This window comes from Spirosoma terrae (assembly GCF_010435915.1).
In the GTDB taxonomy this organism is placed as follows: Bacteria; Bacteroidota; Bacteroidia; order Cytophagales; family Spirosomataceae; genus Spirosoma; species Spirosoma terrae.
Map to the genome: position 1 here is coordinate 1 of NZ_JAAFZH010000037.1, position 3,351 is coordinate 3,351.

Sequence of the window (3,351 nt, forward strand, 5' to 3'; positions counted from 1 at the left end):
TCTGGCTGAGTGAACTTCTTGCTCAAAATCCTTATATATTCTATAAATTCAAAATAGAATATAGTATTGAAGAGCATTTAAATGAGATAAGAATTATGAACCCTCAAGTCGAAGTTTATATATAACTTCAAAAGCGATTGCTTTTAAGTTATATTTTATATCATTTATATTTGCGAAAATATTTTCATTACTAATATCGACAGATATAGTTTTTTTATAAATTTTTTTATGATTTATAACTCCTTCAATTTTAACCAACTCACCCAAGAAATCATTACTATGGTCTTTTAATTTATTCCAGCCAAGTGTGATTAGATTGCCAAAATTATATTGAATTTTATTGAGATCTGAGTAAAATTCGATGTCTCCTATTAATTCTTTTTTAGGAGGTATATTATCAAACAACAATATATTCTTATTTGTCTTTTTTATACTTTTCATGTCTAAATTAATCGTATACCATTTTATTTGACCTTTTTTATTAGGTAATCCTAATTCTAAGAAATTTAAATAAGACGCGCCGTCATGAAAAGAATTAAAGCTTACTTTACGAACTGCTTTCAATTCTATATTCTCTCTTACGAAATCTGGATGAAAAGCATAGTTAATACCTTTAAAACTTGCCTGCACACTAGGGTATATTAATACATCAATTTTTATAGGTGAATTATCTCGATCTTCATAAAGTAAGTAGTGTGATAAAAAAGATGAAGCAAAATAGGCTTTATCTAGTATATAAAGGTTGCCTATTTTTTCCATTAGTAACTTAAACGCTCTCTGTTTTTCATCAGAATATATTGAAGATATATGAGCTAGCTTTTCTCGGTTTGAGGTATTAATATCTATAATTTTGTCACCTAAGCTTACAGATTCATCATATAGGAACTGAGCGTAAGAAACTTTAACTTCCTTTTTTATCTTCCACTCGCTTATATATATTATATTCCCATTTTTTAACGATTCATTCTCCGCGTTTCTAATTTCCCTTAAGGCGGTATCGCCCGAAAGCGCAGCATAAAAAACAGGAAACCCAGCTAAATTTGCTCTACCTCTTTTACAGTACTCAGGAGGTGGGTGGGAAAAAGAGGAAATTTTATTTTTATCAAAGCCTGCAAATAGCCCATCTGTCACTCTATATAAAGGTGCACCAATAGTAGCATTTGGTGCTACGAGCTTAGGGAGAATCAGTAGTGCTTTTTCGAAAAGTTGCTTTACCTCAGTATAGGAAAGATTATCTAAAGAGCTATTTGCAATAATTTCAAAGCCTTTGATAATAGTATCTAAAGTAGGTAAATCTCCATCGTCCATCCCTGGTAGGTTCAAATCCATTATTTAATAAAGGTAGATGGTAGTTAAAGTGGATAGAATCTTAGTAATCAATCCAATTTTCGAGCGTTAGGTTACCCATATTCACAAAGTCTTTAGTGTTCCTAGTAATCAAGACCAAGTTTTTTACAATGGATGTAGCTCCAATAAAAATATCTAGATCTTCAACTCTACGTCCCACCCTTCGCAATTGAGCTTTTTGCTTTGCATATTCTTCTAAGCACTCACCAATAGGTATTACACGATCTGCAAATGATGCCCTCAAATTTTTGACCCTCTGAAGGTTTATAGACCGCCGATCTGGTGCACTATTCTCAACTCCGTACAGAAGTTCAGCAATCGTAATTTCTGATATGTAACAAGATTGGAAACCAACCTTTTGAATTTTATTTCTTAAATCGTACTCACCTTTAATAAAATGAATGCAAATATTTGTGTCTAGTAAATATTGACTCATAGTTCTATATCACGAGTCCCGCTAACACGAGCTGAATAAATTTGATTAACAAGCTCATCTCCAGATTCTTCGCCCTGCCAGCTTCCAAACAAACTATAGAAAAGCTTTTCTTGATCCTCTTCCGAGTTCAAACCAGTTGCAGACTTCTTTTCTGAAGAAACAGTTATAGTTAGTTCGTCCTCGTTTTTGAAAAGCTCTCTAATAGCCTTCATCAAGCTATCATCTACTTCATTAGGCTTTATGTGATAGGTAGTTTGCATGATTTTGTCCGTGTCCGTATTTGTGCCAATATAACACTTTTCCATTTTACCCGGTTCTAGCTGCTTTGTAAAGCCCAACTAGGCTATCCGTTGAAGGAGTCGATAAACAGCTTTACCATCAAATCGCTTGTTCCGTCTAGTCTGGTAGTGTGTCTGGTTCAACTTGTCAGCTATTTTGGAATAGGTCATGCCATTGTTCCGGTAGAGTGTTGCCAGCTCAGTAGCTTGAACATTCGCCTTATTAGTCAAGGCATTATTAACTCTAATTGCTTCACCCTTTTGAATAGCCTGTAAGGTCAGATTCTCAGGCTTACCAAGTTTAAAGCCTTGAACCTTCTTTTGAGCTAGCGCAGCACGTGTACGTTCAGAAGTACGCTCCGCTTCATATTGAGCAAATGTAACCATCATACCCACGGTAAGCGTATTGGCATCGGGAAGATCACAGGCGACAAAATCAACGCCCGAATCTCGTAGTGTCATCACAAAAGCTACGTTCCGGCTGAGCCGGTCGAGCTTTGCAATTAATAACTTTGCGCCTTGCTGCTGACAAGCCCGAATAGCTTCCTGAAGCTTTGGCCGATCTCCCTTTTTGCCGGATTCCACTTCGGTAAATTCAAGCAGTAGCTTATCATCATCCCGCAGATACCGATTTACAATAGTTCGTTGATCCCCCAGGCCAAGCCCGGAGCGACCTTGTGCTTTTGTGGATACTCGATAGTAACAGATGTAGTTCATACTATAACCCTTATCACGTAGAAAGCAGGTGTTCCACGGTCTGATTTCTCAAATATAATGTTTTATGGCATTTTACAAACGACCGTTCTTAAAATGCCATAAACATCTTATAGACTATTATACCTTAGTACTATCCTGAAATTTTGGTAATTTGTGTGGTATTGTTTCTTTAAAACAACACCACACAAGTATTTTATCAATCGTTTCATGCGAAACCTAGCGTTGTATAATATAGTAGCAACTACCGAGGCACGAGCAATCAGCCTTCTTGAAATAGAAAAATATCTAAAATGGTCTACTGATAACCTAATTGATTTAGATACTTTTTTGTCAGTTAAACTTAATGACGGGATGGAGATTCGCCATGAGCCTATTTTCTATAATAATGATTTTATACCATTTGATAGAACTTTCATTGCACAAACTTTCCTTCGATTAGATACATTCCTCAATTCAATTGGAAAGGGGTTATATTGTACCAGCCAGTTAATGACATACTATATTGATTCAAAGGAAGTTGATGAAGCTATAATAATGAATTTTAAGAAAGATTTTGATACTTTAGACTATAGT

5 protein-coding genes are annotated in these 3,351 nt (G+C 35.2%); 1 reads left to right on the forward strand and 4 read right to left on the reverse strand.

All coding sequences use genetic code 11. The features are described from left to right. Positions 1 to 93: 93 nt before the first annotated feature. The 4 genes from GK108_RS30895 to GK108_RS30910 all read right to left on the reverse strand — a co-directional run bounded on the left by GK108_RS30895 (position 94) and on the right by GK108_RS30910 (position 2,778). Positions 94 to 1,329 carry an RES family NAD+ phosphorylase gene (locus GK108_RS30895; protein WP_163955466.1) on the reverse strand — a complete coding sequence of 412 codons (1,236 nt, stop codon included), beginning with the start codon at positions 1,327 to 1,329 and terminating at the stop codon, positions 94 to 96. Between the two features lie 40 nt (positions 1,330 to 1,369). Then, positions 1,370 to 1,783: a type II toxin-antitoxin system VapC family toxin gene (locus tag GK108_RS30900; protein ID WP_163955467.1), complete on the reverse strand. Its 414-nt coding sequence runs from the start codon at positions 1,781 to 1,783 to the stop codon at positions 1,370 to 1,372. Beyond that, the gene (locus GK108_RS30905) at positions 1,780 to 2,043 is read right to left on the reverse strand and encodes a hypothetical protein (protein ID WP_163955468.1); all 264 of its coding nucleotides are present in this window, start codon (positions 2,041 to 2,043) and stop codon (positions 1,780 to 1,782) included. The genes GK108_RS30900 and GK108_RS30905 overlap by 4 nt, the downstream gene beginning before the upstream one ends. 78 nt (positions 2,044 to 2,121) lie before the next feature. Continuing rightward, the gene (locus GK108_RS30910; RefSeq protein WP_163955469.1) at positions 2,122 to 2,778 is read right to left on the reverse strand and encodes a recombinase family protein; all 657 of its coding nucleotides are present in this window, start codon (positions 2,776 to 2,778) and stop codon (positions 2,122 to 2,124) included. 207 nt (positions 2,779 to 2,985) lie between these two features. On the opposite strand from GK108_RS30910, the gene GK108_RS30915 reads away from it, so the two are divergent. Beyond that, positions 2,986 to 3,351 (forward strand): hypothetical protein (locus tag GK108_RS30915; RefSeq protein ID WP_163955470.1); only part of this gene is annotated, 366 nt, incomplete at its 3' end.